Annotated in this window: 19 protein-coding genes; 5 read left to right on the top strand and 14 right to left on the bottom strand. The window is 69.1% G+C overall.

The window, feature by feature from the left end; all coding sequences use genetic code 11:
- The first annotated feature begins 57 nt into the window (after positions 1 to 57).
- Positions 58 to 915 carry a Sir2 family NAD-dependent protein deacetylase gene (locus ACFO5K_RS20395; RefSeq protein WP_378565236.1) on the top strand — a complete coding sequence of 286 codons (858 nt, stop codon included), beginning with the start codon at positions 58 to 60 and terminating at the stop codon, positions 913 to 915.
- A gap of 167 nt (positions 916 to 1,082) precedes the next feature.
- On the top strand, positions 1,083 to 3,497 hold the full coding sequence (locus ACFO5K_RS20390) for an MFS transporter (protein ID WP_378565233.1): 2,415 nt from the start codon (positions 1,083 to 1,085) through the stop codon (positions 3,495 to 3,497).
- A gap of 101 nt (positions 3,498 to 3,598) precedes the next feature.
- Here ACFO5K_RS20390 and ACFO5K_RS20385 read toward each other — a convergent pair whose 3' ends face one another.
- The 6 genes from ACFO5K_RS20385 to ACFO5K_RS20360 all read right to left on the bottom strand — a co-directional run bounded on the left by ACFO5K_RS20385 (position 3,599) and on the right by ACFO5K_RS20360 (position 9,522).
- The gene (locus tag ACFO5K_RS20385) at positions 3,599 to 3,862 is read right to left on the bottom strand and encodes a helix-turn-helix domain-containing protein (RefSeq protein ID WP_378565230.1); all 264 of its coding nucleotides are present in this window, start codon (positions 3,860 to 3,862) and stop codon (positions 3,599 to 3,601) included.
- Between the two features lie 115 nt (positions 3,863 to 3,977).
- Positions 3,978 to 5,009 carry a 4-hydroxy-2-oxovalerate aldolase gene (gene dmpG, locus ACFO5K_RS20380; RefSeq protein WP_378565227.1) on the bottom strand — a complete coding sequence of 344 codons (1,032 nt, stop codon included), beginning with the start codon at positions 5,007 to 5,009 and terminating at the stop codon, positions 3,978 to 3,980.
- A gap of 25 nt (positions 5,010 to 5,034) precedes the next feature.
- Complete coding sequence (locus ACFO5K_RS20375) at positions 5,035 to 5,943, bottom strand: acetaldehyde dehydrogenase (acetylating) (RefSeq protein WP_378565224.1); 909 nt, start codon at positions 5,941 to 5,943, stop codon at positions 5,035 to 5,037.
- A gap of 158 nt (positions 5,944 to 6,101) precedes the next feature.
- The gene (locus ACFO5K_RS20370) at positions 6,102 to 6,887 is read right to left on the bottom strand and encodes a 2-keto-4-pentenoate hydratase (protein ID WP_378565221.1); all 786 of its coding nucleotides are present in this window, start codon (positions 6,885 to 6,887) and stop codon (positions 6,102 to 6,104) included.
- A gap of 160 nt (positions 6,888 to 7,047) precedes the next feature.
- Positions 7,048 to 8,463, bottom strand: coding sequence for an MFS transporter (locus tag ACFO5K_RS20365; RefSeq protein ID WP_378565218.1), 1,416 nt, complete (start codon positions 8,461 to 8,463; stop codon positions 7,048 to 7,050).
- 15 nt (positions 8,464 to 8,478) lie between these two features.
- A complete protein-coding gene (locus tag ACFO5K_RS20360; protein WP_378565215.1) occupies positions 8,479 to 9,522 on the bottom strand; it encodes a 2Fe-2S iron-sulfur cluster-binding protein in 1,044 nt (347 codons plus the stop codon).
- A 188-nt stretch (positions 9,523 to 9,710) separates the two neighbouring features.
- Here ACFO5K_RS20360 and ACFO5K_RS20355 point away from each other — a divergent pair, with 188 nt between their 5' ends.
- The gene (locus tag ACFO5K_RS20355) at positions 9,711 to 10,508 is read left to right on the top strand and encodes a mycofactocin-coupled SDR family oxidoreductase (RefSeq protein WP_378565212.1); all 798 of its coding nucleotides are present in this window, start codon (positions 9,711 to 9,713) and stop codon (positions 10,506 to 10,508) included.
- 1 nt (position 10,509) lies between these two features.
- On the top strand, positions 10,510 to 11,337 hold the full coding sequence (locus tag ACFO5K_RS20350) for a mycofactocin-coupled SDR family oxidoreductase (RefSeq protein WP_378565209.1): 828 nt from the start codon (positions 10,510 to 10,512) through the stop codon (positions 11,335 to 11,337).
- Between the two features lie 91 nt (positions 11,338 to 11,428).
- On the opposite strand, the gene helR is transcribed toward ACFO5K_RS20350, so the two are convergent.
- From helR to ACFO5K_RS20315, 7 genes are all read right to left on the bottom strand, one after another.
- Positions 11,429 to 13,624 carry an RNA polymerase recycling motor ATPase HelR gene (helR, locus tag ACFO5K_RS20345; RefSeq protein WP_378565206.1) on the bottom strand — a complete coding sequence of 732 codons (2,196 nt, stop codon included), beginning with the start codon at positions 13,622 to 13,624 and terminating at the stop codon, positions 11,429 to 11,431.
- Between the two features lie 120 nt (positions 13,625 to 13,744).
- Positions 13,745 to 14,596, bottom strand: a complete 852-nt coding sequence (locus ACFO5K_RS20340) for an alpha/beta fold hydrolase (protein ID WP_378565203.1) — start codon at positions 14,594 to 14,596, stop codon at positions 13,745 to 13,747.
- Positions 14,596 to 15,387: an SDR family NAD(P)-dependent oxidoreductase gene (locus tag ACFO5K_RS20335; protein ID WP_378565201.1), complete on the bottom strand. Its 792-nt coding sequence runs from the start codon at positions 15,385 to 15,387 to the stop codon at positions 14,596 to 14,598. Before ACFO5K_RS20335 ends, ACFO5K_RS20340 begins: the two co-directional genes overlap by 1 nt.
- A gap of 34 nt (positions 15,388 to 15,421) precedes the next feature.
- Entirely contained in the window at positions 15,422 to 15,679 is a 258-nt protein-coding gene (locus ACFO5K_RS20330) for a hypothetical protein (protein WP_378565198.1), read from the bottom strand.
- A gap of 16 nt (positions 15,680 to 15,695) precedes the next feature.
- Complete coding sequence (locus ACFO5K_RS20325) at positions 15,696 to 17,357, bottom strand: FAD-binding protein (RefSeq protein ID WP_378565195.1); 1,662 nt, start codon at positions 17,355 to 17,357, stop codon at positions 15,696 to 15,698.
- Positions 17,358 to 17,368: 11 nt separating this feature from the next.
- Entirely contained in the window at positions 17,369 to 17,740 is a 372-nt protein-coding gene (locus ACFO5K_RS20320) for a nuclear transport factor 2 family protein (RefSeq protein ID WP_378565192.1), read from the bottom strand.
- 103 nt (positions 17,741 to 17,843) lie between these two features.
- Positions 17,844 to 19,379, bottom strand: a complete 1,536-nt coding sequence (locus ACFO5K_RS20315) for an FAD-binding protein (RefSeq protein ID WP_378565189.1) — start codon at positions 19,377 to 19,379, stop codon at positions 17,844 to 17,846.
- 196 nt (positions 19,380 to 19,575) lie between these two features.
- On the opposite strand from ACFO5K_RS20315, the gene ACFO5K_RS20310 reads away from it, so the two are divergent.
- Positions 19,576 to 21,201: a flavin-containing monooxygenase gene (locus tag ACFO5K_RS20310; RefSeq protein WP_378565186.1), complete on the top strand. Its 1,626-nt coding sequence runs from the start codon at positions 19,576 to 19,578 to the stop codon at positions 21,199 to 21,201.
- Between the two features lie 46 nt (positions 21,202 to 21,247).
- Here ACFO5K_RS20310 and ACFO5K_RS20305 read toward each other — a convergent pair whose 3' ends face one another.
- Positions 21,248 to 21,754 carry a flavin reductase family protein gene (locus tag ACFO5K_RS20305; RefSeq protein WP_378565183.1) on the bottom strand — a complete coding sequence of 169 codons (507 nt, stop codon included), beginning with the start codon at positions 21,752 to 21,754 and terminating at the stop codon, positions 21,248 to 21,250.
- Positions 21,755 to 21,936 lie beyond the last annotated feature (182 nt).

Raw genomic sequence — 21,936 nt, 5'->3', positions numbered from 1 at the left:
ACTCCGGGCGCGTTCACCCGGTCGGGGCCGCGGTGCTCGCACTCGTACCATGAATTCATGGAGGATCCCGCTGCGGCCGCGGTGCACCGCGCGGCCGAGCTGCTGGCCGGTCGCCGTATCGTGGCGATCACCGGGGCCGGTCTCAGCACCGACAGCGGCATCCCCGACTACCGCGGTCCCGACTCGCCGCCGCGCACCCCGATGACCTATCAGCAGTTCGTGGGCGACCCCGAGTTCCGGCAGCGCTACTGGGCGCGCAACCACATCGGTTGGCGGCGGATGGACGCCGCGCGACCCAACCGAGGTCATCGCGCGCTGGCCCGGCTCGAACACGCGGGCATCGTGTCCGGTGTGATCACCCAGAACGTGGACCTGCTGCACACCAAGGCCGGGGCGCGCCGGGTGATCGACCTGCACGGGACCTATGCGCGCGTGTGCTGCCTGCGGTGCACCGCGATGATCTCGCGCATGACCTTGGCCCAGCGGCTCGAATCCGCGAATCCCGGTTTCACCGACCAGATCTCGGGCAGCACGGGTATCGAGGTCGCCCCTGATGCCGACGCGGTGGTGGCCGATACCGCACGATTCCGGATGCTGGACTGCGCCAGGTGCGGCGGCATGCTCAAACCCGACATCGTCTATTTCGGTGAGTCCGTGCCCGCGAACCGGGTGGCCGCCGCCTTCGAACTGGTCGACCACGCGCAGGCCCTGCTGGTGGCCGGGTCGTCGCTGACGGTGATGTCGGGTCGGCGATTCGTGCGGCGGGCCGCGAAGAACGGTGTGCCGGTGGTGATCGTGAATCGCGGCCCCACCCGGGCCGACGACGTCGCCACCGTGCGCATCGGCGCCGGCTGTTCGGACACACTGTGCGCGATCGCCGATCGGCTCACCGTTTCAGCGCGAAACGAGCGGTAACTTGATCCCTCGGTGACGGCGGCGGATCCGACGTGAGTAAGCTCTGGCCACCAGTGCATGAAGAGTTCGACCCGCGGCGCAAAGTTTTCCTCGCAGCGGGGTTGTCGGCCCTCGTGTGGGCCGAATGATCGCCCCACCAGCCAGCCGATCAGAACCAGGGCTTCTCCATGACCGATACCGCTGTTGCCGAATCACGCCTCACGCACCGCCAGACGCTCACCATTCTGTCCGGCCTGCTACTCGGTGTGTTCCTCGCCGCGCTCGACCAGAACATCGTCAGCGTGGCGATCGTGCGGATCTCCAACAGCCTCGACGGTTTCGACGAACAGGCCTGGGCGACAACGGCATACCTGATCACCGCCACCGTCACCACACCGCTCTACGGCAAGCTCGCCGACATCTACGGGCGCAAACCGTTCTACCTGCTGGCGATCGCCCTGTTCGTCATCGGCTCGGCGGCCTGCTGTTTCGCCACCACCATGTACCAGCTCGCGGGGTGCCGCGCGTTCCAGGGGCTGGGTGCGGGTGGGTTGATGTCGCTGGCGTTCACCATCGTCGGCGACATCGTGCCCGCCCGCCAACGAGTCCGCTACCAGGGGTATTTCCTCATGGTCTTCGGGATCGCGACGGTGCTGGGCCCGGTGGTCGGCGGTTTCCTGTCCGATTACGAGAGCCTCGGCGGCATCGAGGGCTGGCGCTGGGTGTTCCTGGTGAACGTGCCGGTCGGGGTACTCGCGTTCCTCGTGGTGGCGAAGGTGCTCAACGTGGCGCCCACCCTGCAGCGCAGCCGGATCGACTGGTTCGGTGCGCTGGCCCTGGTGATCGGGGTGGTGCCGTTGCTGGTCGTGGCCGAGCAGGGCCGGGTGTGGGGTTGGACCACGCCGAAATCGCTGATCTGCTACGGCATCTGCGCGGCGGGGCTGGTGCTGTTCGTGCTCGTCGAATTCCTGATGAAGGACGCGGCGTTGATCCCGCTGCGGCTGTTCCGCAGTTCCACCTTCAGCATCGCCATTCTCGGCGGGTTCCTCATCGGCGTGGCGATGTTCGGCGCGATCACGATGGTGCCGCAGTACCTGCAGGTGGTGCGGGGATTCTCGCCGACCCAGGCCGGTTTGCTGATGCTGCCGCTGGTGCTGGGCATCATGGTCGGCGCCCAACTGTCGGGCCTGATCACCAAGGCCAGTGGCCGCTACAAGGTGCTGCCCGTGCTGGGTGCGCTGATCCTGGCGATCGGCTGCGCCCTGTTCGCCAGGATCAGCTACGACGGCCCGCTGTGGCAACCCCTCGCCTACAGCGCGATCATGGGTTTCGGGCTCGGCGGCTGCATGCAGACCCTGATCATCGCGGCGCAGAACGCGGTGGGCCGCACCGAGATGGGTGTGTCCACCGCGGCGGCGACCTTCTTCCGTCAGCTCGGTGGCACCCTCGGTGTGGCGGTGTTCCTCACCGTGCTGTTCGACCAGCTGTCCGGGTCCATCCTGGAAGCCTTCGGCGGCACGCTGCCGCCCGGATTCGATGCCGAGCAGCTCGCGGCGCTGCAGAGCGACACCAGTGGCATCGCCGCCCTGCCCGATGAACTGCGGATCCCGATCCTCGAGGGCTTCACCGACGCGATGCACAGCGTGTTCATGCTCGCCGCCGACCTCGCCATCGTCGCGTGCCTGGTGCTGGTGTTCATGAAAGAGATTCCGCTACAGGACGACCCGGTGCCCGAGGAACCGGTCGACGGTGACCTGCTGCGCGATGTGAGCCTGCACGACGCGCACGAGATGGCCGACAAGTTGCGTCCCGTCGCCACCGGCCGGGTGATCGCGGGCCTGCTGCGCCGCGACGACGCACGACCGGTGCCCTCGGCCACCCTCACCCTGATCGACCAGCACGGCCACCAGGTGGCGCGCGGCAACGGTGATGCCCACGGCGCCTATGTGATCGCGGCGCCCCAACCGGGCAACTATGTGCTCATCGCCGCCGCGGCGGGCCACCAGCCCGAGGCGGTGAGCGTGTCGATCGGGGATCGCGCCCAGCACGTCGACCTGACGCTGACCGGTGCGGGGGAGCTCACCGGCACCGTGCGCTCGGCTCGGCGCGGTGACCCGCTGTGGGGAGCCACCGTGACCCTGACCGATCCCGAAGGTGAAGTGGTGGGCGCCGCGATCACCGGCGAGGACGGCACCTACGTGTGCCGCGATGTCGTGAGCGGCACCTACACCCTGGTCGCGGTCGCCGACCACATGCGCCCCACCGCGGTCGCGCTCACCGTGCCCGAGACGGGCTCACTGCACCACGACATCGATCTGGAACCGATGGCGATCCTGGTCGGCTCCGCCCGGGTCGACGGTGACCGTCCCGTGGGCGACATCGAGATCACCGTCCTCGACGCCGGCGGTGATCCCGCCGCGACCACTCGCACCGATGAGCAGGGCCGCTACCTGGTGGCCGATCTGCCGGAAGGGGAGTACACGGTGGTCGCGCGTGGCTATCCGCCGGTGGCCAGCCAGGTGGCGGTGACGCGGGGTGAGATCGAGCACGACGTGACACTGGGCTACGACAACGACAACGAGGAGTCGGCGCACCGGCGCTGAGCCGTTCGCACCGCCACGTCCTCGCCGCCGGGCCCACGGATTCGACAATGCCCGCCGCTTCGTGGGCGACCGACGACGGCCAGGGCGGCGGGGAGCCGGAATCAGGCGGACTCGGCGACCTGTTCGGTGCGGTACGCCTCGGCCAACTCGGTGAGCGGGATCATCAGCGTCTCGGCCAGTCCGACGACGGTGCCGAAGGCGGGCGAGGGCAGGCGGCCCGACTCGATCTTGCGCAAGGTCTCCGGGGAGATCCCCGCGCCGTGCGCGACCTCGGTGAGTTCGCGGTCGCCGCGCGCCGCGCGGATCCGGCGACCCAGGCGACGGCCGGCTTCGACCTGCGCGGGACTGAGCGGGAGACGGACCATGCGACCGATGGTATGCGGTCGGCCGCCCGCCCGGCAACGGCCGCCCGCCCGGCAACGGCCGCCCGCCCGGCAACAGCCGCCCGCCCGGCAACAGCCGTGCGGGCGGCCGACGTGGTCAGGCCGGGGTGGTTTCGCGTTGGAGTTCCAGCGCGATGTCGATGAGCTGGTCTTCTTGCCCACCGACGAGTTTGCGTTCGCCCGCGCGCACGAGCATCTGCGCGGCGGAGACACCGTAGCGTTCGGCTTGGCGCTCGGCGTGTTTGAGGAAGCTGGAGTAGACCCCGGCGTAACCCATCATCAACGACTGCCGGTCGAGTAGGCATTCCTGGGGCATCACCGGACGGACGACGTCTTCGGCGGCATCGGCGATAGCGAAGAAATCGATGCCGGTACTGATGTCGAGTTTGTCGCAGACCCCGACCAACGCTTCGACCGGGGTGTTACCCGCCCCGGCACCGAAGCGGCGGGTGGACCCATCGATCTGGGTGGCCCCGGCCCGGATGGCGTAGATGCTGTTGGCGACGGCGAGGTCGAGGTTCTCGTGGCCGTGGAACCCGACCTGAGCATCGGTGCCCAACTCGGTGACGAGGGCGGCGACACGGTCGGAGACCTGCTCGAGGACCAGCGCACCGGCCGAATCGACGATGTAGACGCATTGGCACCCCGCGTCGGCCATGATCCGGGCTTGTTTGGCGAGGTTTTCGGGGGGTTGGGTGTGCGACATCATGAGGAACCCGACGGTTTCCAGGCCGAGGTCGCGGGCGTAGCCGAAGTGCTGGATCGAGACGTCGGCTTCGGTGCAGTGGGTCGCGATCCGGCAGATCGAGGCCCCGTTGGCTTGGGAGATCGCGATGTCTTCTTTGACCCCGACCCCGGGCAGCATCAGGAACGCGATCTTCGCGGTCTTCGCGGTTTCGGCGGCGATGGTGATGAGTTGTTGTTCGGGGGTTTTGGAGAATCCGTAGTTGAACGAGGACCCACCCAGGCCGTCGCCGTGGGTGACTTCGATGACCGGGACCCCGGAGTTGTCCAGGGCGGTGACGATGTCACGGACTTCGGTGGTGGTGAACTGGTGGCGTTTGTGGTGGGAGCCGTCACGCAGGGAGGTGTCGGTGACACGAATGTCGAGGTCAGCGGAATAGGTCATCAAATTTTCCTAACGTGCGGGGTGTTCACACGCGGGCGGTGTGGATCTGGTCGGCGATGACTTCGCCGACCTTGGTCGCTGCGGCGGTCATGATGTCGAGGTTGCCCGCGTAGGGCGGTAGGAAATCGCCGGCGCCTTCGACCTCGACGAACACCGAGACCTTCGCCAACCCACCCGAGACGACCGAGGGCGGGTCGAACTGGGGTTCGTTGAGTAGCCGGTAGCCGGGCACGTATTGCTGGATGTCGGCGACCATGCGGTGGATCGAGGTGGTGATCGCGTCGTGGTCGGCGTCTTCGCTGATGGCGCAGAAGATGGTGTCGCGCATGATCATCGGGGGTTCGGCGGGGTTGAGGATGATGATCGCTTTGCCGCGGGTGGCGCCGCCGATGGTTTCCACGCCGCGGCTGGTGGTCTTGGTGAACTCGTCGATGTTGGCGCGGGTGCCGGGTCCGGCCGAGACCGAGGACACCGAGGCCACGATCTCGGCGTAGGCGACCTCGACCACGCGGGAGACCGCGGCCACGATCGGGATGGTGGCCTGTCCGCCGCAGGTGATCATGTTGACGTTGGGGGCATCGAGCAGTGCGGCCAGGTTGACCGGGGGCACGACCGCGGGTCCGACCGCGGCGGGAGTGAGGTCCACGGCGCGGATGCCGAGTTCGGCGTAGCGGGGTGCGGCGGCGCGGTGGACGTAGGCCGAGGTCGCTTCGAACACGATGTCGGGTTTGTCTGGTTGGTTCAGGAGCCAGTCCACACCGTCGGCGGAGGTCTGCAGGCCGAGTTTGCGGGCGCGGGCGAGTCCTTCGCTGTCGGGGTCGATCCCGATCATCCATCGGGGTTCGATGGTGTTCGAGCGCAGGAGTTTGTAGAGCAGGTCGGTGCTGATGTTGCCGGATCCGACGATCGCGGCGGTGACGGTGCCGTGGGACACGGTGCCTCCTGGAGGGGGTTGATCAGCTCATCTGAATTGACTGGGGGCGGAACAGGATCCGCGGTGGGTGGGCCGAGGATGTAGCAGCTGGGGCAGACACCGCGGTCACGGGCGGATACCGTTGTCATCGACGCCGCTGTGACCGGGGTGGACGCTGTTCATCGGAACTGCAGATCCACCGTGCCCAGCCCGGTGAACTCGGCGTGGAAGTCATCGCCGGGGCGGGCATCGATGGCGCGGGTACACGAACCCGGCAACACGATGTCACCGGCTCGCAACCGCACCCCGAAGGTGGCGACCTTGCGCGCCAACCACGCCACCGCGATCACCGGGTCACCCAGTACCGCGTCGCTGCGGCCTTGCGCGATGACCTCACCGTTGCGGGTCAGGACCGCATCGATAGCGGTGATATCGATATCAGCCGGGGCGACGCGTTGCTTGCCGAGGACGTAACCGGCCGAGGAGGCGTTGTCGGAGATGGTGTCGGCCAACCCGATCTGCCAATCGGTGATCCGTGAATCGATCAACTCGATCGCGGGGGCGTAGGCCACGGTCGCGGCGAGGACGTCGGCTTCGGTGCAGTCCTGGCCGGGCAGGTCTTTGCCCAGGACGAACCCGACCTCGACCTCGACGCGGGGCAGCAGGTACCGGGAGGTGTCGACGGGGACGTCTTCGAAGACTTCCATCTCGGCGAGCAGGTGCCCGTAGTCGGGTTCGTCGACACCCATCATCTGCTGCATCGCTTTCGACGACAGCCCGACTTTGTGCCCGACGACCTTCGACCCGGCGCGCAACCTGCGTTGGATGTTGAGCAGTTGGATCTCGTAGGCGTCGACGACGTCGATGCCGGGGTAGCGGGCGACCAGCGGTGGCACCGCCACCCGATCGGTTTCGGCGCGCGCCAGTTCATCCGCGAGCTCGGTGCGCGCGAGGGGGCTCAGCATGCTGGCTCCGTCCTTGATGTCGTGATGACCAGAAGCGTGCGGTGTAGGCAACCGGCCGCACGCACCCCATGGTTGTCGGCACCGGACGGACCGGGCGGGCAGCCTCCCGCTGGCCGGAAAGGAATTCCGCGGGCTGTCCCAGCATTCGGGAGCGCGGTGGTCACGGATCGACGGTCTCGGCGCGCCGGGGCATGACCGTGCAGGCCAGGACCAGCACGACCGTCATCGCGGCACTGGCCACGAACACCAGATGCACTGCTGCGGAAAGTGTCGAGGACGACGGCGGGCCCGCGTCGCCGATCCGGGCGTTGACGATCGCACCGAACACCGCCACACCCACCGCGCTGCCCAGCGAACGCGAGAACATCACAGCGGAGGTGACCACGCCGCGTTCCGACCACGCCGCCCCGGTCTGTGCGGCGATCAGCGTGGGAGTCGCCACCAGGCCCATCCCGGCACCGACCACGAAGCACGACAGGGCGACCTGCCACAGCGGCGAGTGTTCGCCGATCAGCAGCGCCGAGGCCGCACCGAGCGCGGCGACGAGCCCACCGCTCACCGCGCACACCCGGAAACCCCAGCGCAGGTAGATCCGGCCGGCTTGGGAGGCCGCCAACGGCCACCCCAGTGTGAGCGCGCCCGTGACGAGCCCGGCGACCACCGCGCCGGTGCCGAGCACCCCCTGGTTGAACATCGGCACATACGTGGTGAACCCGAACAGCAACGCACCGCCCAGCATCGCGACGACACTGCTCGCGACGACCACCGGCCGGGTGAAGACCCACAGCGGCAGAATGGGCTGCGCCGCACGGGTTTCGACGAAGCAGAAGGCCGCGAGCAGCACGGTGCCGCCCACGAACACGCCGATGCCGATCGGGGAGTCCCAGGCCCAGGACCGGCCGCCCTCGAGCAGCCCGAGCACGAATGCGCCGGCGCCGACGGTGAGCAACGCCGCGCCGGTGTAGTCGATGCGCCTGCGTCCGCGTGGTGCCGTCTCGTGCAGACCGCGCGCCAGCATCCAGGCGGCCAGCGCCGCCAGCGGCAGGTTCACCAGGAAGATCCAGCGCCAGCCCAGATAGTCGGCGAAGATGCCGCCGAGCAGGGGCCCGGTCACCGACGCCACTGCCCACACTCCGGCCAGATAGCCCTGGATGGTGGCGCGTTCGGCGAGGTTGTAGAGATCGCTCGCGATCACCATGGTGGTGGGCTGGATCGCACCCGCGCCCAGTCCTTGCACGGCGCGGAACACCACCAGCGCGCCCATACTGGTCGCCAGTCCGCACAGCAGCGAACCGAGCGCGAACACCGCGATTCCGAACAGCATGACCGGTTTTCGGCCGAAAGTGTCGGCGAGGGCGCCGTAGACCGGGACGGTGACGGCCTGAGCTAGCAGATAACTGGAGAACAGCCACGGGAACAGGGCGAAGTCGCCCAGGCTCTCGGTGATGGCGAGCACCGCGGTGGCCAGGATCGTCGCGTCCAGTGCGACGAGCCCGGTGGCGAGCATCAAGGAGACCAGCACGGGCCCGCGCTCGGATCCGAACCCGACCGCTGTGTGCGCGGTATCGGTTGCCACAGCACCCCTTCCGGGTCAGAAGCGGATGCGGACGGTATCAGACTTCGGCCGGGCCTGACAGGCCAGCGCATAGCCGGCGGCGATGTCGTCGTCGTCGAGCAGGCCGCTCTCGCCCCTGGTGACCTCGCCGTCGACGACGGTGCAGGCACAGGACCCGCATTCGCCGGCCCGGCACGAATACGGGACGTCCAGGCCGCCGGCGAGCATCACGTCGACCAGGGTCCGCTCGCGCGGCCAGCGCAGCGCGTGCACCGTGCCGTCGAGCTCCACATCCACCTCGGCGGTATCGGCGTCGGCATCGTCCACGATCGGGTCGGGGTCGGCGAACGGGTCACCGGACAGTGAGACGAACACTTCGGTGGTGACCCGCTCGCGCGGCCGGTCGGCCAGGGCCTCGGTCACCGCTGCCATGAACGGGCCGGGCCCGCAGAGATAGGAGTGGTGGTCGGCGTACGGTGCCGCGAACTCGGTGAGCTGGTCCACGGTGGGCACACCCTCCCGTGACTGCAGCCAGTGCGTCACGGTGAGCCGCTCGGGATACCGCTGCGCGAGTTCGTCGAGTATCCGGTCGAAGATCACCGAGTCGCGATCACGGTTGGCGTAGAACAGCACCACCTTGCCCCGCCCGCGCACCAGTGCCGAGACCAGGATCGACAGCACGGGCGTGATCCCGCTGCCGCCTGCCCACAGCAGCAGATCCTCGTCGAGGGAGGCGGGGGTGAAGGTGCCCGCCGGTGGCAGGACATCGATACTGTCACCGACAGAAATGTTGTCGCACAACCAGTTCGACGCGTAACCACCCTCGGTGCGTTTGACCGTCACCTTCGGTGGTTCGCCCGTGCACGGTGAGCTGGCCAGCGAATAGCACCGCGCCACGGGTGGCTCGCCCGGGATGCGCAGGGTGAGGAACTGGCCGGGCCGGTAGGCGAACCGGTCCGCGGCGTGCTCGGGAACCTCGAACACCAGCGAACGCGCGGTGGCGGTCTCCTCGATCACCGCCGCCACCCGCAGCGTCACCACCCGCGCACCACGCGGCGCCTCGACTGTCGCCCTCGTCACTGGTGTCCTCCTCCGCTCACGAATCCGATCGTGCAGACCGTCTCAGCTACGCGCGGCGATGACGGCCACGGCTCCCGGTGGCCGGGAGGATCAGCGGCATTGCCCGCTGACCGGGAGAGCGCGCCGAACCGGGTGGGCGATGACCCTAGCGTCTGCCGGGTGGACACTCGATCAATCAGGAGCGCCCGATGAATCGCATGCAGAACACGGTCGCGCTGGTCACCGGCGCGGCCAGGGGGATGGGCCGGGCCCATTGCCTCCGGCTGGCCGAGGAGGGCGCCGACGTCGTCGCCCTCGACATCGCGGCCGCCGCGACGGAACTGGCGGCGACCAGGGCAGCGGTCGAGGCGGTGGGCCGGCGCTGCGTCACCGCCACCGCCGATGTGCGCGACCAGGACGCGCTCGACGCGGCGGTGGCGCAGGGCGCCGGTGAGTTCGGCCGCCTCGATGTGATCGTCGCCAATGCCGGCATCTACGCCGATCTCGCGCCGTCGTGGGAACTGTCGGATCAGGCTTGGCAGCGCACCATCGATATCAATCTGACCGGCGCCTGGCACACGGTGCGGGCCGGTGCCCCGCTGCTGGCCGACGGGGGGTCGATCGTGATCGTCAGCTCCGTGAACGGCCTCGTCGGGGCCGCTTCGGCCGCGCACTACGCGGCGAGCAAACACGCGGTGGTCGGGTTGGCCCGCACCCTGGCCAACGAACTCGGTGCCCGGGGTGTCCGGGTGAACACGGTGCACCCGGGCTCGGTGGCCACGCCGATGATCCTCAACGACGAGATCTACGCGAAACTGCGCCCCGATCTGCCGAATCCGACTCGACAGGATGCGGCCGAGGCACTGGCCCAGCGCACCCTGCTTCCGGTGCCGTGGGTGGAACCGGTCGACGTCAGCAATGCCGTGCTCTTCCTCGCATCCGACGAGTCCCGTTTCGTGACGGGAACCCAGCTCGTGGTGGATGCCGGACTGACTCAGAAGGTGTGACATGGGACGGGTTTCGGGCAAAGTAGCGATCGTGACCGGCGCCGCGCGCGGCATCGGCCGCGCCCAGGCGATCCGGCTGGCCGAGGAGGGCGCCGACATCATCGCCGTCGACCTCTGCGCGCCGGTCGAGACCGTGGTGACGCCACCGGCGATCATCGACGATCTCGATGAGACCGCGCGCGCCGTCGAGGCGGCGGGAGCAAGGGTCGTGACCGCCGTCGTCGACGTGCGCGACGGTGCGGCGCTGCGTGCGGCGGTCGACGCCGGTGCCGCCGAACTCGGCGGGCTCGACATCGTGTGCGCCACAGCGGGAATCAGCTCGAGCGGGGCCGCGCTCGAGCTGACCGAACAGCAGTGGCAGACGATGATCGACATCAACCTCACCGGTGTGTGGCAGACCTGCAAGGCGGCCACGCCGCACCTCATCGAGCGCGGCAGCGGATCGATGATCCTGACCAGCTCGATCGCCGGATTGCGCGGTCTGGTCGGCGTGGCGCACTACGTCGCGGCCAAACACGGGGTGGTCGGCTTGATGCGCTCGCTGGCGAAAGAACTGGCACCACACAGCATCCGGGTGAACACCGTGCACCCGACCAACGTGGACACCCCCATGATCCAGAACGACATGGTGCGCAAGGTCTTCCGGCCCGACCGGGAGAATCCGACCCGCGAGGAGTTCGCCGAGGCGGCCGTGACGATGAACATGCTGCCCATCCCGTGGGTGGAACCGGTCGACATCGCCAATGCCGCGCTGTTCCTGGCCTCCGACGAGGCGCGCTACATCACCGCGGTGACGCTGCCGGTGGACGCCGGCAGCACCCAGCGATAGACCCGATCGCCGCGCGCGGGGCCGCAGTGCACCCGCGCGCGGCGAGTCGTACCCCGGGCCGCTCGGGGCACCGAGATGTCTGCCGCGCTGACTACGGTCGCGCGGGCACGGATGCCGGCCGCGCGGCGAGACCGGTCAGTGCCTGCGGCAGCGGGTCGTGGTGAACGACGCCGAGACGCTGGGTCGCCCGGGTGAGTGCCACATACAGTTCGGCCGCACCGCGTGGTCCTTCGGCCAGGATCCTGCCCGGGTCGACGACGAGGACGGCGTCGAACTCGAGTCCCTTGGTCGCCGCGGCGGGCACCGTGCCGGGTACTCCGGGCGGACCGATCACCACACTGGTCCCCTCTCGACCGGCCTCGTCCCGGACGAATTCTTCGATCGCGGTGGACAACTCGGTCGCCTCTACCCGGCGCGACCACGGCTGCACGCCGCACGCGCGCACCGATTCGGGCGGGCGGACATCCGGGGCGAACTCGGTCAGTACCGCGGCGGCGACGGCCATGATCTCGGCGGGCGTGCGGTAGTTCACCGTCAACGACCGGTACAGCCAGCGACCGGGCACATACGGTTCCATCATCGTGTCCCACGAAGTCGCACCGGCCGGCGAGCGGCGCTGAGCGAGATCGCCGACCACGGTGAACGAGCGGCTCGGGCAGCGGCGCATCAGCACCCGCCAGTCCATCTCGGACAGCTCCTGCGCTTCGTCGACCACCACGTGCCCATAGGTCCACTCCCGGTCGGCGGCCGCGCGTTCGGCGAGTTCGCGGGTATCGCGTTCGAGGAATCGCTCGGCCAGGTCCTCGCCGTAGAGCATGTCCTGGGCGAGCAGATGATCCTCGTCGTCCATCAGATCCTCGCGGCTGATCAGGGTGTCCAGCACCCCGGCGGCGTAAGCGGCCTCGGCTTCGCGGGTGCGTTCGGCGCTGTCGTCGGCGGGCTTGTCGCGGCCCAGCAGGTCGACCAGTTCGTCGAGCAACGCGACGTCCGACACCGTCCACGCGGCACCGTCGGCCCGCCACAGCGCCTGATCAGCGCCCGCCGCGCGCAACCGGTCCGGCGACGAATACAGCTGTGACAGCAAGGTTTCCGGCGTCAGGATCGGCCAGCACTCGTCCAGGACGGCGGTGAACCCGGCATTGTCGGCCAGGTCGGCGACCAAATCGGCGCGCAGCTGCTCCCAGGCTTCGCGGTCGGCGCGCGTCAGCCATCCCTTGCCGATCCGGGCGATCGCGCGTTCGGTGAGTACATAGGTGATGATCTCGGCGAACACCGCGCGGGCATCGTTGTGCGGGCGTCCGCTCGCCCGCGCCTCCTCCCGCGCCCACTCCACCGTTGCCGCGTCGACGCGCACCGTCACATCGGCCAGTTCGATCGTGCGTGGTGTCTCGGGGAGGCGTTGGCGGTCGGCGATCGCCGCGGCGAGCACGTCGAGAATGCGCAGCGAACCCTTCAGCCGGGCCGCCGCCGGTGCGTCCTCGGCGGGGGCGTGCAGGCCCGGCAGGAGATCCGCGGTGGTGGCGAACACGACGTTCGTCTCGCCGAGCGAGGGGAGCACGTGCGCGATGTGGTTCAGGAACGCCGGGTTCGGCCCGACCACCAGCACGCCCTGGCGTTCCATCCGCCTGCGCTGGGTGTAGAGCAGGTAGGCCACCCGGTGCAGGGCCACCACGGTCTTTCCCGTGCCGGGACCACCTTCGATCACCGTCACGCCGGGGTGGGCGAGCCGGATGATCTCGTCCTGTTCGGCCTGGATCGTCGCCACGATGTCGCGCATGCCGTCTCCCCGCGGCGCGTTGACGGCTGCGAGCAGCGCCGCGTCGCCGCTACCGCCCTCGCCCCCGTCGGGGCGGCCGAGGAGTTCGTCGGTGAAGCCGAGCACCCGGCGGCCGCGCGTGTGGAACTGGCGACGTCGGCGCATGCCCTCGGGGTGGGCGGCGGTCGCGACGTAGAACGCGCGCGCGGCGGGTGCGCGCCAATCGAGCAGCAGCGGCTCGAACTCGTCGTCGGGGTCGAACAGGCCGATCCGGCCGATGTAGGACCGCACACCCGACACCGCGTCGAGCCGGCCGAAGCACAAGCCGTTGTCGGCCACATCGAGGCGCCGCACCTCTTTGCCGAGAGCGCGCACCTCGTCGTCGCGTTCCATGGGTGACCCGCCGGTGCCGCGCAGGGCGGCGCTGTAGCGGCCTTTCACCCGTGCGCGCTCGGCATCGAGCCGCGCGTACAGCCCCGCCACGTACGCACGCTCGGACCGCAATTGTTCGTCGTACCGCTGAGCTGACACAAGCCCTCACTTCCGCCATTTCCGCAGGTGAATTGCTGCGGCCGACGATTATGCGCCACAAAGGGGGCCTTGTGGCAAGGCCCCCTTTACGCTATATATTGAAAGTGGAGAGGCGCGCGGCTAGCGGGTGAGGAACGCCAGCACCGCCGATTCGAATTCTTCCTTCCGCTCGATCATCGCCCAGTGCCCGCAATTCGGGAACACGTGCAGTTCGGCGCGCGGGATCGTGCGCATCGGGATCAGCGCCATGTCCAGCGGGCTCACCCGGTCGTCGCGGCCCCAGGTGATGAGCGTCGGCGCGGCCACCTTGTGCAGCATGGCCCAGGGCGGGGCGGCGTCGGAGGCTTCCATCGCCCGCACCATCGCGGTGAACGCGGCCTTGCTGTACATCCGCCGCGCACTGTCCAAAGTCGCGGGGTCGGTGGCCTGGGCCCAACGTTGCTCGATGAGTTCCTCGGTGACCAGAGCGGGGTCGAACACCATCGAATGCAGCCACTGCACCAGGCGTTCCCTGGTCGGATCCTCGGTGAACTCCTGCAGCAACTTGATGCCCTCGCCCGGTCCGGGACTGAACAGGTTGCGTCCGATCCCGCCGATCGTCACCACCTTGCCGACCCGATCCGGTTGCGCGATGGCGTAATTGAGCGCCACGCCGCCGCCCATCGAATTGCCGATGACGTCGACTCGATCCAGACCGAGCGCGTCGACGAAACGGGTCACCGCGTCCAGCGCGGTCACCATCGGATGCCCGCCGAAGTCGTCGCTCACCCCGAAACCGGGAAACTCGAGGACCAGACAGCGGAACCGCTCGGCGAAGGTGGCCAGGTTGCCCCCGAAATTGCGCCAGCCGGTCACGCCCGGCCCGGAGCCGTGCAGCAACAACAGGGGTGGGCCGTCGCCGGCCTCGTGGTAGCGCAGCACCCCCGCGTCGGTGCGCACTTCGCGCAGTGTGTCGTCATGGGTGAGAGTCATCAGGCGTGGGTTCCCCCGTCGATACGGATCTCGGTGCCGGTGATGAACGAGCCGTCCTCCGACACCAGCATGGCGATCACGCCGGCCACCGCGTCCGGGTCGCCCATGCCCGCGCCACCGGAGGTCAGATCCGTCGGCAGCACGGGGGAGAGCTTGGCGAACAGCGACCAGTCGGTATCGGCGGGCAGATAGCCGCCGGTGGCCTCGGTGATACCGGACTTGATGCTGCCCGGCGCCACCGACACCGCGCGCAGCCCCTTGCCACCGAACTCGAGCGCCAGGGAGTGGGTGAAGGACTGGATACCGCCCTTGCTCGCCGCGTAGGCGGCCATGTACGGGTGCGCGAAAGCCGCCGAGGTGGAGCTGAAGTTCACGATGGTCGAGCGCGGGTTGGCCAGCAGCGCCGGCAGCGCCTCGCGGACCACCAGGAAGGTGCCGGTGAGGTTCACGGTGATGATCTGGTTCCACTGTTCCAGCGTGGTCTGCTCGGTGTGCGAGGCGCGCAGCATGCCCGCCGCGTTCACCAGCGAATCGAGCCCGCCCAGGGTGTCGGTGGCCGAGCCGATGCCCTCGCGCACCGATTCCTCGTTGCCGATGTCGATGGTCAAGGTGGTGAAACGGTCGGCGGTGCCGCGTTCGCCCGCCTGCTCGGCGGTGCTCGCGAGGCCGTCGGCCGACACATCGGCGCCCACCACCTTCGCGCCCTCGTCGAGCAGGCGCAGTGCGGTCGCCCGGCCGATGCCGGAACCGGCGCCGGTGACCAGTGTCCGATGGCCGTCGAGTCTGTGCATGGTCTTCTCCTTGGTTTCTCGGTCGCCGGCCGGCTCAGCCGAGGCGGCCGGGGACGGGTTCGTGGCGGAGCTCATCGGTGGCCAGTTCGCCCGCGGCGACGGCTCGTTCGATCGAATCACGCAGTGCCGGACAGGTGGGGATCCAGCTGCTCGGCTCGCCGAGGGCCGCCCTGCGGGCGAATTCGGGGCAGGCGGATTCGGCGTCGTCGAGCCACTGGATGCTGGTGTGGCTCGGGCTGAACTTCTCGGCGAGGACTCGGTTTCCGCAGCTGCCGCAGTGGATCGGTTGCACAGGTCGTTCCCGTCTCTCAGCGTGTGGCCGCGGCGTGGTGGGCGGCGACGTAGCCGAACACCATGGCGGGGCCGATCGTGGCGCCCGCGCCCGCGTAGTCGTTGCCCATCACCGCGGCCGAGGTGTTGCCGGTGGCGTAGAGCCCATCGATGACCGATCCGTCGGCGCGCAGCACCTGGGCGTCTTCGTTGTAGACCAGCCCGCCCTTGGTGCCGAGGTCACCGATCCGGATGCGCAGCGCGTAGTAGGGCCCGTGGTCGAGCTCATCGAGGGCGGGCTGGGGCAGGGTCGGATCGCCGTAGTAGTTGTCGTAGGCACTGACACCACGATCGAAGTCGCCGTCGTGGCCGGCCCGGGCGAAACCGTTGAAACGATTGACCGTCTCGCGCAGCGCGGTGGCGGGCACATCGATGGCCGCGGCGAGTTCGCCGATTCCGGCGCCGGTGCGCACCAGCCCGCTGTCGAGCCAGGAGGCGGGGAACTTCTGCCCGGGCAGCAGCCCCCCGATGGGGTAGCGGCTCTTGGCTTTCGCGTCGAAGATCAACCATGCCGGGTCGTGCGCGCCCGCCAGCTGGGCGTGGACGAAACTCACATACGGCGCCGACTCGTTGGTGAAACGGGCCCCGGTGCTGTCGACGATGATCGAGCGCGGGATGGAGCGCTCCGACACCAGCACCTGGTTGCCGCCGTCGGGGCGCTGGAACGAGGGCATCCACCAGGCGTCGTCCATCAGGTCGACCGCGGCACCGACGCGCTCACCCGCGACGATGCCGTCGCCGGTGTTGTCGGCCGAACCCGCGCTGAAATTGTCGCGCCCGCCGTCGGGCAGGTGCTGCTTACGCATCAGCTCGTTGTGTTCGAACCCGCCGGTGGCGAGCAGGACTCCGCCGCGCGCCCGGATACGGATCTCGCGACCGTCGCGTTCGGCGAGCACACCCACGACCGCGCCGGTGTCGTCGGTGATCAGCGACCGCAGTGGGGTGTCGAGCCACAGCGGCACCCCCGCATCGCGCAACGCCAGGCGCAACCGGGCGATCAACGCGCGGCCGAGGGTGTCCATGTGCCTGCGCAACACGATCGCCTTGATCGCACGCAACCCGGTGAGCAGCGCGGTCCAGCGTGCCTTCCAGGTGCGGGTCACCATGTTGAGCTGGACGAAGTCCTTGGAGGTGATGAACAGTCCGGGTGGGGTGGCCAGGGCGGCCGGGCGCAGCAGGTCCTCGTCGGGGCCGAGCTGTTTCAGATCCACGGGCAGCGGTTCGATCGACCGGCCCGCCGGCCGCCCGCCCGGCGCCTCCGGGTGGTAGTCGGAGTAGCCGGTGCACCACTGGAACCGCAGGTGCGGGCTGGTTTCGAGAAACTCCAGCATCTGCGGACCGGCGTCGATGAAGCGATCGAGATTGCGCGTCGGCACCCGGTCGCCCACCACCGCGTCGAGGTAGGCGCGCACGTCGGCGCGGTCGTCACGCAGCCCCTCGCGCAGCAGGGTCGGATTGTTGGGCACCCAGACGCCGCCGCCCGAGAGCGCGGTACTGCCGCCGTAAAAAGAAGCTTTCTCGATGACGAGGGTGTCGAGGCCACGTTCGGCGGCGGCGAGCGCGCCGGTGAGACCGCCCGCGCCGCTGCCGACGACGAGGAAGCCGACTTCGTGGTCCCAGTGCTGTTGGTTCGCAGTCATTGTCGTCTCTCTCAGCCGGTGACCATGTCGTCCTGCGACCAGAACGCGCGCATGCTGCTGATGCGCCCGTCCTCGTCGAAGGTCATCACATCGATCGGGTCGAGGGTGAAGGTCTGCTCGCCGAACCGGGTGACCACCCGGAAGCTGAACGCCGCGCTGTTGCCCGCGACGCGGATGCTGAACAGTTCGGTCGAGCGGTCGAGCGGCTCGATGGCCGCGTAGAACTCGGTGATCGCGGCGTGGCCGACGTGTGGTTCGGTACCGACCGGGTCTTCCACCGTCGCGTCTTCGCGGTAGAGGGCGACGATGTCGGCGGCCGTACCGGCGCCGACGGTCTCCACGTATTTGCGCACCGTCGCGCGAATGTCGTCCGCTGAAGCCATCGTGTTGCTCCTGAAAAGTCTGGGAAGGGGTGATGTGAACCGAACCACATTCGCGGCCCGGCGGGCGCCGGTCACTCCCGGTGACCGGGAGACCGGCGCGGCGTCATTCGCCGAGGATGTCGCGCACGGCGAGGTGGCTGAACAACATCGAGGCGCCGATCGGGTTGCCGCCGCCGGGGTAGACCTCGCCGCTGACGGCGGCCATGGTGTTGCCCGCGGCGTAGAGACCGGGGATCGGCTGCCCGTCGCGGCCGAGTACGCGCGCGGCGCTGTCGGTGCGCAGGCCGCCCTTGGTGCCGAGATCGGAGATGCCGAACGCGGCCGCGTGGAACGGGCCCTTCTCGATGCTGACCAGCGGCGGCTCACCGTTGGAGAACGCGCGATCGTAGGCTTCGTCGCCGCGCCCGAAATCGGTGTCGACCCCGGCGGCGACCATTCCGTTGAACCGTTCGACGGTCGCTTCGAGGTTCGCCGCGGGCACCCCGATCTTCGCGGCCAGCTCGGCCAGTGTGTCGGCGGTGTGCCACAGGCCCGCGTCGACGTACTGCTGGGTCTCGACCATGGACACGTTGGTGGCCTTGATCGGCGGCACCTCGCCTTCGGTGTCGTCGTAGATCATCCAGTACGGCAGGGTCAGCGAATCCTGGGCCATCCGGCGGATGACCTCCCGGCCGAGCCGGTCGTAGGGGGCGGACTCGTTGACGAATCGCTGACCGTCCTGGTCGACGAAGATGCCGCCGGTGAACCACAGCGCGAACGCCGAGCGCCCATCGGGATGGGTCAGCCCGGGCGACCACCACGCCTGGTCCATCAGATCGGTGTCGGCGCCCGCCGAGATCCCGGCCTGATGGGCCAGACCTCGGTTGCCCCAGGGCCCCATGGTGTCTCGCGCCTCGCCCGGCACACCGTAGTGCGCGCGCAACTGCTGGTTCTGCTCGAAACCACCGGCCGCGAGCACCACGCCGCGGCGGGCCCGGATCGCGGTGCGCTGACCGTCGCGCTCGATGATCGCACCGGTCACCACCCCGTCCTCCACGACCAGCTCGACCAGCGGTGCCGACAGGTGCAACTGAACGTGCGGGTAGGTCGACAGGGCGCGCAGGAACCGTCCGATCAGCGCCTGCCCGCCGATCAGCAGCTCGGGCAGGGGCGCGCCGAGCCGGTCGGTGTCGAGCGGCCCGCGCAGCGACGTACGCAGCGGCCCCAGCTCGGCGGCCGGTAGAGGTGTCGGCATGATGTGGCGCTGTCCGTCGAGCCGGGCTTTGGGCGCCTTGCCGAAGTAGTCCGGCCACGGCAGCATCTGGAAGTCGAAATGCTCGTCGGCCTCGAGGTACTCGATCAGGTCGCGGCCGCGCCGGACGTAGGTCTGCTGGAGGTGTTCGGGCGTGCGATCGCCGACGACGGCGCGGTAGTAGGTGAGCGCGTCGTCGAGGGTGTCGTCGGTGCCCGCGCGCTCGAGTACCGGATTGCAGGGGAACCAGACCCCGCCGCCACCCGAGTACGCCGTCGTGCCGCCGAACTTGTCGGTCGCCTCGACGACCGCGACACTGAGCCCCTCGCGGGCGGCGGTGTACGCACCCGCCAGGCCGCCACCGGAGCCCGCGACCAGCACGTCCACCTCGTCGTTCCAGTCCACCACTGTTCCTCCTGATACCACCTCGAGTTGGCTCGACGGTAGGCCCGCCACCGGCCGCAGTGCTGCGGATCGTCCCGATCACCGGGAGGCGACAACGATTCGGCGAATGTGCCGGTCAGCGGGAAGACCACCTGCTCGAACGGTCCGCCGGTCCCTACCGTCGCGGCGGAGAACCGGTCTCCATCGAAAGGTAGGCACAGTGAAGACCCCATCGTCACCAGGGAAGGGCCCAGCCGAGGTCGACGTGGTCGTCGTCGGCGCGGGCATCGCCGGGCTCTACGCCCTGCACAAGTTCCGCGGGCAAGGCCTCACCGTGCGCGTATTCGAGGCCGCCGACGGCGTGGGCGGTGTCTGGTACTGGAACCGGTACCCGGGCGCGCGCTGTGATGTCGAGAGCGTCGACTACTCGTACTCCTTCGACGAGGACCTGCAACAGGACTGGGACTGGAGCGAGAAGTACGCCACCCAGCCCGAGATCCTGGCCTACCTCGAACACGTCGCCGACCGCTTCGACCTGCGCCGCGACATCGAGTTCGGCACTCGCGTCACCGACATCGTGCTGGACGAGCCGACCTTGCGCTGGCAGGTAGGCACCGACACCGGTCGCGCGGTGTCGGCGCGGTTCGTCGTGCTGGCCACCGGCCCGCTGTCGAACGCGAACACCCCGGCGATCCCGGGCCTGGACACCTTCGCGGGCCAGATCCTGCACACGTCGCACTGGCCGCACGACGGCGTCGACCTGGCCGGGCAGCGGGTCGGGGTGATCGGCACGGGTTCCTCCGGCATCCAGACGATCCCGTGCCTGGCCGAGACGGCCGCGCGCCTGCACGTGTTCCAGCGCACCCCCAATTACAGTGTGCCCGCGGGCAATACGCCGCTCACCGAGGAGGATCGGCGGGCGCACAAGGCGGACTATGCCGAACGCAGGCGCCTGTCGATGGCCAGCGGCGGCGGCTCACCGCATCAGCCGTACCCGAAGCCGGCGCTCGAGGCGACCGAGCAGGAACGCCGCGAGGCCTACCAGCGCCGATGGGAACTGGGCGGGGTGCTGTTCAGCAAGACCTTCCCCGATCAGCTGATCACCCGCGAGGCCAACGACACCGCCCGGCTGTTCTGGGAGGACAAGGTGCGCGCGGTCATCGAGGACCCGGGGGTGGCCGAGGTGCTGATTCCGCGCGATCACCCGATCGGCGCCAAACGGATCTGCACCGACACCAACTACTACCAGACCTACAACCGCGACAATGTCGAGCTCGTCGACCTGCGCGCCACCCCGATCACCGGTATCGACGCCGAGGGCGTACACACCACCGAGACCCACTACGGGCTCGACACCCTCGTGCTGGCCACCGGCTTCGACGCGATGACCGGGTCGGTGTCGCGGATGAACATCGTCGGCCGCGGCGGCACCACCCTCAACGCGGCATGGGCCGAAGGACCGAAAACCTATCTCGGACTGGGCATGACGGGCTTTCCGAACCTGTTCAACCTCACCGGGCCGGGTAGTCCCTCGGTGCTTGCCAATATGGTGCTGCACTCGGAACTGCACGTCGACTGGGTGTCGGCGGCCATCGGGTACCTCGAGGCCAGGGGAGCGGTGGCGTTGGAAGCGCGGCCGGACGCGGTCACGGCGTGGGTGGACGAATGCGCGAACCGGGCGGCGGGAACGCTGATGCTGGAAGCGAATTCGTGGTACCTGGGCGCCAATATCGAGGGCAAGCCGAGGGTGTTCATGCCCTTCGTCGGCGGCCTCGGCGTCTACGGGCAGATCATCGCCGAGGTGGCCGCCGCCGGCTACAAGGGATTCGACGTACTGCAGGCGTGAACCGAACAACGGGGTGGTCGTCTCCGGACGGCCACCCCGTTGTCGTTCACCCGGCGAAGCCGCCGAATCCGCCCCGGTAGTACAGCAGCGGCCGCGCACCCTCGGTGGCCCGCAGGCCACTGATCCGGGCCAGCACCACCGTGTGATCGCCCGCGTCGTGCTCCACCGCCACCGACGCCTCGATCTGGGCCAGTGCGCCGTGCAGCGCGGGCGCGCCGTTGGCGCCCGGGCTCCACTCGACGCCGGCGAATTTGTCGCCGCCGCTCACCGCGAACCGCCCGCACACCTCGCGCTGGTCCTCGGCGAGGATGTTGATGCACAGCGTGCCCGTCCGGCGCAGCAGCGGCCAGCTCGTCGAGCTCTTGGCCGGACAGAACGACACATACGGCGGATCCAGCGACACCGAGACCACCGACTGACAGGTGAATCCCATCGGCCGCGTGCCGTCGTGGGCGGCGATCACCGCGACGCCGGTCGCGAAGTGCCCGAGTACCGCGCGCAGGTCGGCCGGGCTGGGGATACCTGCGTCGATGACGACGTTGTCTGCATTCATAGGGGCTCCTCCGAACGGATCGTGTCGACCCCCAGGATCGGGGTCGGGCGGTGTCGCGCTCAAGATGTCTTCCCGGTGAGTGGTTGCCGGCACGGCCGAGGTGAGTGTGCCGATTGGTAACATGCGCCGGTGCCGAACATCGACGAGGACTCCGGCGTGCCCAACCTGCCGCCGACCAGCTG

Source organism: Nocardia halotolerans (assembly GCF_042650145.1).
Taxonomy (GTDB): Bacteria; Actinomycetota; Actinomycetes; order Mycobacteriales; family Mycobacteriaceae; genus Nocardia; species Nocardia halotolerans.
Note: the sequence above shows the minus strand (reverse complement) of the source record. Positions and strands in the feature narration are given on the sequence as shown.